Origin of the sequence: Kitasatospora sp. NPDC058478 (assembly GCF_042720345.1) — a bacterium.
Classification (GTDB): domain Bacteria; phylum Actinomycetota; class Actinomycetes; order Streptomycetales; family Streptomycetaceae; genus Kitasatospora.
On sequence record NZ_JBHXML010000070.1, the window covers coordinates 53,615 to 59,874 of the forward strand.

Genomic DNA, 6,260 nt, shown 5'->3' on the forward strand with positions numbered 1-6,260 from the left:
TTACATCGGGCTTGGGGGTGGGATGGTCCGTTCGCCGACGTGCGATTCCCCGAGCGCACACTGAGCGAAAGGCCATGGCGCTTATGAACACCACGGTCAGCTGCGAGCTGCACCTGCGCCTCATCGTGTCCAGCGAGTCCTCACTGCCCGTCCCCGCGGGCCTGCGCTACGACACCGCCGACCCCTACGCCGTGCACGCCACGTTCCACACGGGCGCCGACGAGACCGTGGAGTGGGTGTTCGCCCGAGATCTCCTCGCGGAGGGGCTGCACCGACCGACCGGTACCGGCGACGTCCGGGTCTGGCCGTCCCGCAGCCACGGGCAAGGGGTGGTCTGCATCGCGCTGAGCTCTCCGGAAGGAGAAGCCCTGCTGGAAGCCCCGGCCCGGGCGCTTGAGTCATTTCTCAAGCGGACGGACGCCGCGGTGCCACCCGGCACCGAACACCGCCACTTCGACCTCGACCGGGAGCTGTCCCACATCCTCGCCGAAAGCTGATCCCGCCCGGAGGCGGTCACGCCCCGCCATCGGCGGGGTGGTACCTCCTGCCGTCACCGCTGCCGTCCTACTCGGGGGCACGGCAGCACTCAGCCGCGCGCGACGCGGCCTCGGGGCCGGTGGGCGGCCCGATCCCATCGGAGCGGGTCCGCGACACCGCAGGCGCCCGGCAACGAGGCCGGCCATCCATACGGGTGGCCGGCCTCGCTGCCGGGCGCCGTCGGCATTTCGGGGGGTCCTTCGCGGGCCCGGCCGCCCGGACGCCGTCCGCTCCACGGCACTCTGACGGAATCCGTACACACCTTCGAAAGAACCCACCGCCCTTCCGCCGCAAGGCCCGGTATGGTCTGGGGTAACCGTGGACGCGGGGTTCCGGAGTCCCCTGCGCGAGGAGTCCCCAACGTGCTGATCACCCATGACACCGAGTGCGCACTGAGCATCCTCGTCGAGCTGCTCAACACCGCGCCCGAGGTGTGCGGCACCGAGCGGCTGCCGGACGTGGCCGCACTGGACGCCTTCGTGGTCGGCCAGGAGATCAGCGAGATCGACTCGCTGACCGAGAACGACCTGCGCAAGGTGCACGAGCTGCGCACCCGGCTGCGCGAGGTGTTCGGGACGGAGTCCACCGCCGAGGCCGCCGAACTGGTCAACCGGATCGTCGCGGCCGCCGGCACGACGCCGCGGCTGACCAACCACGACCACCACGACTGGCACATCCACTACTTCGCGCCGCACGCCGCGCTCGGCGACCACCTCGCCGCCGAGCTGGGCATGGCGCTGGCCTTCATCCTGATGGCGGGCGAGCGGGAGCGGTTGCGCCGCTGCGAGGCGCCGGACTGTGCCCGGGTCTTCGTGGACCTCTCCCGCAACCGCTCCCGGCGCTACTGCGACAGCCGCACCTGCGGCAACCGGCTGCACGTCGCCGCCTACCGGGCACGGCAGCGCTCGGCGGAGGCCGTGCCCTCCGCCTGACGCCGACCCCCGCAGGGGTTCGAGTGCCGCGTTCGGATGCCGCTCAGATGCCGCGTTTGCGGAGGATCTCCTCGATGTCGGAGAAGTCGCCGAGGCCGTCGTCCCGCTTGCCCCCCGCGGGCTTGCCCGTCGCCGGCTTCTTCGGCGGCGTGGCGGCCACCGCCGGGCGCTCGGGCGCGGCACCGGCGGCCGCCGGGCGGTCCGGCGCGGCGTCCACGGCGCCCCGGCGGCCCAGCCAGCGCGTCGTCACCAGCAGGAGCGCGGAGAGGCCGAGCAGCACGATGCCGGTCCAGACCCGGGGGTCGAACACCAGCCTCGTCGCCCAGTCGGCGAACTCGCTGCCGATCGTCCGGGCCACCGGGAACAGGCCGGTCAGGTAGAGCCCGGCGGGCACCAGGGCCACCGCGAACCAGCGGGTCGCGGACAGGAACCGCCGCCGGTAGGCCCGCAGGCCGGCCACGGCCACCCCGCCCGCCGTGAGCGCGAAGCTGATCGCCGCCGTCAGCACGGCAGCACTCCTTCGCTTCCGGTCGTCCTGGTCATCACTGCCTCCCTGTCGGCCTTCGCAGGGGCGCACCGTCGGCCGGAGCGGGCGCCCACTAGTGAAACACTGGGGGAATGATCGATGGTTCCCTCCCCCGGCTCGAGTTCTGGTGCGACCTCCAGTGTCCGGACTGCCGCACCGCGCTGGACGACGTACGGGCACTGCGCGCGCGGTACGGCGACGCGCTGCCCGTCGAGGTCCGCCACTTCCCGCTGGAGAAGCACAAGCACGCCTATGCGGCCGCGGAGGCCGCCGAGGAGGCGTTCGCGCAGGGGCTGGGCTGGCCGTTCGTGGAGGCGCTGCTGGCCCGGGCCGAGGAGTTGGACGCCCGCGGGCAGCAGGTGCTGCTGGAGGTGGCCCGGGCGGTCGGGGTGGACGCCGAGGAGGTCGACACCGCGCTGATCGACGGCCGGCACATGCTCACCGTGGACGCCGACCAGGCCGAGGGCCGGGCGATCGGGGTCACCGGCACGCCGACGTACGTGATCGGCGGGCAGCGGCTGGACGGCGGGCAGAGCCAGGACGGCCTGCGGGACCGCATCGTGGCCGCCATCGAGGCGGCGGCGGGTTCCTGACGTCACGTCGGGTCACAGCGGCTTTCCGTAGATGCGGTTGGTGACCCGGTAGCCGAGCGAGGCGTAGAGGCGGATCGCGACCTCGTTCCCGGCGAACACGTTGAGGCCGAGGTCGCGCACGCCGGCGGCCAGGCACTCGCGTTCGGCGAGCAGCATCAGCGTGCGGCCGTGTCCCCGGCCCCGGTGGGCCGGGGACACCTCGACGGTCATCACCCAGGCGAGCGGCCCGCCGTTCGGCAGGTCGCGCCGGTGGAAGTCCACCCAGAGCGAGCCGAGCGGCTCGGCTTCGCCGTCCGCGCGCAGGCGGCGCAGGGCGACGCCGGGGCTGTCGGCGCCCTGCGGGAGCTGGCGCCGGTGGTCCAGCTGGGATCGGGCGCGGGCCTGCTCCTCGCTGAGCCCGGACTCCACGAGCGAGCGGCGGTAGCCCCGCGCGGCCCGGTCGAGCCAGGCCTGGAACTCCGGGGGCTCGATCCGGTCGGCGGTGATGCCGGCGGGCAGGGCGGGGGCGGTGGTCAGCCGCTTGGCCAGGTTCCGCATCCGCTCGGTGTAGCCGAGGGTGGCGGCGAGCCCCCGGGCGATCCGCGCCGTCTCGGGGATGTTGGCGTCCACCCGGGTGCAGTCCCAGTTGCGCAGCACCTCCTCCGCGGCCAGCGCGCCGAACGTGCCGCGGCCCCGACCCCGGCCTTCTCTGACCTCCAACTCCGATATCTCGCCCCAGAGTTGGCTGCCGTGCGGGATGGCGGTGGTGCGCAGCGCGCCGACCTGGCGGCCGTTGGCGCAGATCTGCCAGCGCCTGGTGCGGCCGCCGGCGTCGGTGGGTGTCTCCGGGCCCTCGGGGCGCAGCGTCGTGGTCATGTGGTGGTCCCTTCCCCGCGCCCGCGCCCCTATGCCCGGGTTGCCGTTGCGGGGATCACGGGTCGAGGTCGTCGCCGCTGCGTTCGGCGAAGACGGCCATGGCCTTGGCGGTGACGGGGCCGATGCCGGGCAGCTCGCGGTCGTCCACCCGGGTCACGGCCTGGACGTCACGGGTGGTGGAGGTCAGGAAGACCTCGTCGGCGTCCTGGAGGGCGTTGAGCGGCAGGTCGGTCTCCTCGGCGCCGCACCAGTCGACGACCAGCTGCCGGGTGATGCCGGCCAGGCAGCCGGAGGCGAGGGTGGGGGTGAGCAGGCGGCCGCCGAGGACGACGAAGACGTTGGAGCCGGTGCCCTCGCAGAGCAGGCCGACGGTGTTGGCGAACAGGGCCTCCGAGGCGCCGGCGCGGTGGGCGGCGGCCAGGGCGACGACGTTCTCGGCGTACGAGGTGGTCTTGAGGCCCGCGACGGCGCTGTGCTCGTTGCGGCGCCACGGGACGACGGCGGCGGCGGTCTCGTCGGGGCGGCGGTTGATCGCGCCGAGGGCGACGACGAGGGTGGGGCCGGCGGTGCCGCGCTCGGAGCCGAGCGGGGAGGTGCCGCCGGTGTAGGTGACGCGCAGGCGGCCGAGCGGGGCCGGGTTGGCGGCGAGGACCTGGGCGCAGGCCTCGCGGACCAGGTCGTGGTCCGGGTCGGGCAGGCCGAGGCCGCGGGCGGAGCGGGTGAGCCGGTCGAGGTGCCGGGTGATGGCGAAGGCCCGGCCGTCGGTGGCCTTCAGGGTCTCGAACACCCCGTCACCGGTGGTGAGTCCGTGGTCGAGGACCGAGACGGCGGCGTCGGCGGAGTCGACGAGCGCCCCGTTGACCCAGCTCGTGGTCGGGTTCTGCATCGAGGGCTGCTCCTTGGGCGGGGTGGGGGCGGGGCGGTTCATGCCCCCGTCGGGTCGGTGTCGCTGCCCGACGCTATCGCGACCAGGCGGGCGGCCTTCAGTTCGGTTTCCGCCCACTCGCGGTCGGGGTCGGAGCCCCAGGTGATGCCGGCGCCGGTGCCGAAGCGCAGCACGGGCGCCTCGGGGTCGGTCCGGTCGAGCCAGAAGGTGCGGATGCCGACGGCGAGTTCGCCCTCGCCGCGGTCGGCGTCGACCCAGCCGACGGCGCCGCAGTACGGGCCGCGCGGGGCGGTCTCCAGGGCGTCGATGATCCGCAGGGCGCTGGACTTGGGGGCGCCGGTGACGGAGCCGGGCGGGAAGGTGGCGGCGAGCAGCTCGGGCCAGCCGGCGCCCTCGCGCAGGGTGCCCTCGACGGTGGACACCAGGTGGACCAGGCCGGGGTGCTTCTCGACGGCGCACAGGTCGGGGACGGTGACGCTGCCGGTCGCGCAGACCTGCCCGAGGTCGTTGCGGACCAGGTCGACGATCATCACGTTCTCGGCGTGGTCCTTGTCGAGGAGGTCGTCCTCGGTGCGGCCGGTGCCCTTGATCGGGCCGGAGGAGACGGTGCGGCCGGTGCGGCGCAGGTACAGCTCGGGTGAGGCGGTGGCGATCTCGACGCCGTGCCCGGGCAGGCGGATGGTGCCGGCGTAGGGGGCGGGGTTGCCGTGGGCGAGGAGGCCGGTGAGGGCGTCGACGTCGCTGCGGGCCGGGTCGGGCAGCGGTGCGGACAGCACGCGGCAGAGGTTCGCCTGGTAGACCTCGCCGGCGGCTATGTGCTCGCGGATGCGGCGTACGCCCGCGGTGTAGGCGGAGCGGTCCAGGGAGCTGTGCCAGTCGCCGGCCTCCGGTCCGCGCCAGCCGGCGCCCGAGGGCGGCGCGGGGGCGGGGCGGACGTCGTCGAAGCGGGCGCAGGTCAGCCGACCCTCGAAGTCGTAGGCGACGGCCCAGTAGCCGGTGGAGTCCAGGGCCGCCGGATCCGAGGTGACGTCGCGCAGGCCGGTGGCCAGGCGGCCGCCGAAGCGGGCGAGCGGGGTGCTGGGTTCGGTGGGGCCGGACACGGTTCTCCTGCGCGGTGGTCCTGGGCGGCGGTGCCTGAAGTGTAGGTCGGGGGTGCGGGCCCGGCGCGGGGGTGTGACTCGGGGGTGTGAGCAGCGCCCGGCGTCGCGCGGGTGTGCGCCGGGTGGCCTGCGGATGATCGTCCGGAAGCGCCGCAGGTGGCGGCCGGTGGCCGGGTCGAGGGGGCGGCGGGGAGGCGCTCGGCGGGCATCCCATCGGCACGCTGCGGGAACGGATTTTTAGCTGGCCCGGGAATCCGCTAGAGTTCAACACGTCGCCAGGGAGCGCAGCCGAAGAAAAGCGGTGAAGGTCCCGGGAGACAGGCGGACGTGGCTCAGTTGGTAGAGCATCACCTTGCCAAGGTGAGGGTCGCGAGTTCGAATCTCGTCGTCCGCTCGATGGAGAACAGTGTAAGATCGTTCTTCGTGTGTTGCCTGGTGGAGTGGCCGAGAGGCGAGGCAACGGCCTGCAAAGCCGTGTACACGGGTTCAAATCCCGTCTCCACCTCCGAGAGGTTCGACCGGTTCCGGCCGGAAGACCTCCCCGCGCGATTAGCTCAGCGGGAGAGCACTACCTTGACACGGTAGGGGTCACTGGTTCAATCCCAGTATCGCGCACGTCGGATCCTTCGGGGTCTGCTGCAGGACCGCCACACCAGGCGCGATTAGCTCAGCGGGAGAGCACTACCTTGACACGGTAGGGGTCACTGGTTCAATCCCAGTATCGCGCACGTCGGGCCCTTCGGGGTCTGCTGCAGGACCGCCACACCAGGCGCGATTAGCTCAGCGGGAGAGCACTACCTTGACACGGTAGGGGTCACTGGTTCAATCCCA

Annotated in this window: 7 protein-coding genes and 4 tRNA genes; 7 read left to right on the top strand and 4 right to left on the bottom strand. The window is 73.2% G+C overall.

The features are described 5' to 3' along the window. Positions 1–83: 83 nt before the first annotated feature. Together ACFWPT_RS32000 and ACFWPT_RS32005 are read left to right on the top strand one after the other, a co-directional pair. Positions 84–497, top strand: a complete 414-nt coding sequence (locus ACFWPT_RS32000) for an SsgA family sporulation/cell division regulator (protein ID WP_030056266.1) — start codon at positions 84–86, stop codon at positions 495–497. A gap of 402 nt (positions 498–899) precedes the next feature. Beyond that, on the top strand, positions 900–1,469 hold the full coding sequence (locus ACFWPT_RS32005) for a CGNR zinc finger domain-containing protein (protein ID WP_063346822.1): 570 nt from the start codon (positions 900–902) through the stop codon (positions 1,467–1,469). 43 nt (positions 1,470–1,512) lie between these two features. Here ACFWPT_RS32005 and ACFWPT_RS32010 read toward each other — a convergent pair whose 3' ends face one another. After that, entirely contained in the window at positions 1,513–1,977 is a 465-nt protein-coding gene (locus tag ACFWPT_RS32010) for a hypothetical protein (RefSeq protein ID WP_063346823.1), read from the bottom strand. Positions 1,978–2,087: 110 nt separating this feature from the next. On the opposite strand from ACFWPT_RS32010, the gene ACFWPT_RS32015 reads away from it, so the two are divergent. Next, entirely contained in the window at positions 2,088–2,588 is a 501-nt protein-coding gene (locus tag ACFWPT_RS32015) for a DsbA family protein (RefSeq protein WP_380486034.1), read from the top strand. A gap of 12 nt (positions 2,589–2,600) precedes the next feature. Here ACFWPT_RS32015 and ACFWPT_RS32020 read toward each other — a convergent pair whose 3' ends face one another. Genes ACFWPT_RS32020 through ACFWPT_RS32030 form a run of 3 tightly spaced genes read right to left on the bottom strand, consistent with a single transcriptional unit; the run spans position 2,601 to position 5,429 of the window. Beyond that, positions 2,601–3,443, bottom strand: coding sequence for a GNAT family N-acetyltransferase (locus ACFWPT_RS32020; protein WP_380486036.1), 843 nt, complete (start codon positions 3,441–3,443; stop codon positions 2,601–2,603). 55 nt (positions 3,444–3,498) lie between these two features. Beyond that, positions 3,499–4,329 (bottom strand): aminotransferase class IV, encoded by an 831-nt coding sequence (locus tag ACFWPT_RS32025; protein WP_380486041.1) that lies wholly within the window; start codon positions 4,327–4,329, stop codon positions 3,499–3,501. A 38-nt stretch (positions 4,330–4,367) separates the two neighbouring features. Next, complete coding sequence (locus ACFWPT_RS32030) at positions 4,368–5,429, bottom strand: chorismate-binding protein (protein WP_063346827.1); 1,062 nt, start codon at positions 5,427–5,429, stop codon at positions 4,368–4,370. Positions 5,430–5,750: 321 nt separating this feature from the next. Between ACFWPT_RS32030 and ACFWPT_RS32035 the strand changes: the two genes are divergently transcribed. From ACFWPT_RS32035 to ACFWPT_RS32050, 4 genes are all read left to right on the top strand, one after another. After that, a tRNA-Gly gene (locus tag ACFWPT_RS32035) sits at positions 5,751–5,823 on the top strand. Positions 5,824–5,863: 40 nt separating this feature from the next. Further along, positions 5,864–5,934 (top strand) — tRNA-Cys (locus ACFWPT_RS32040). A gap of 38 nt (positions 5,935–5,972) precedes the next feature. Further along, positions 5,973–6,044: transfer RNA gene (locus tag ACFWPT_RS32045), tRNA-Val, on the top strand. Positions 6,045–6,085: 41 nt separating this feature from the next. Further along, a tRNA-Val gene (locus ACFWPT_RS32050) sits at positions 6,086–6,157 on the top strand. Positions 6,158–6,260 lie beyond the last annotated feature (103 nt).

Excerpts from the sequence above, each read along its gene's own strand:
- ACFWPT_RS32000 (WP_030056266.1), top strand. The coding sequence starts at position 84 with ATGAACACCACGGTCAGCTGCGAGCTGCACCTGCGCCTCATCGTGTCC.
- ACFWPT_RS32015 (WP_380486034.1), top strand. The coding sequence starts at position 2,088 with ATGATCGATGGTTCCCTCCCCCGGCTCGAGTTCTGGTGCGACCTCCAG.
- ACFWPT_RS32020 (WP_380486036.1), bottom strand. The coding sequence starts at position 3,443 with ATGACCACGACGCTGCGCCCCGAGGGCCCGGAGACACCCACCGACGCC.
- ACFWPT_RS32025 (WP_380486041.1), bottom strand. The coding sequence starts at position 4,329 with ATGCAGAACCCGACCACGAGCTGGGTCAACGGGGCGCTCGTCGACTCC.